General features: G+C 39.0%; 1 pseudogene. It reads right to left on the reverse strand.

Annotated elements, in window-relative coordinates:
* Positions 1-255 (reverse strand): annotated as a pseudogene (locus G5B12_RS18605) (hypothetical protein); the annotation flags it as partial.
* Positions 256-308 lie beyond the last annotated feature (53 nt).

Here is a 308-nt window from a genome sequence, read left to right on the forward strand (position 1 = left end):
TCCATACCATTGTGCCTGCACCCTTGCAATCTCTTTATGAAAATATCTTTCCAATCTTTTACCTGAAACGGGTGCTCTTTGAACGGACGAAGACGCTCAATCTCAATTTCTATGATTCTTTCTTCGTTTTCTCCTGATTGTCTGTTTGGCTCAGCCATCTTGACTCCTTTCCTCCAGGATTCAGGACACTAAAAAATGCCTGCCTGGAACTTTTATAGATAGTAAAGTTCCAAACAAACATTGCTGTTTGACCATTAGCTGTAGCTAATAGAATTGAATACTGTTTCAGCTAATTTATGTTTGCAGGT

Origin of the sequence: Blautia sp. MSK.20.85, from assembly GCF_013317245.1 — a bacterium.
GTDB lineage: Bacteria > Bacillota > Clostridia > Lachnospirales > Lachnospiraceae > Blautia_A.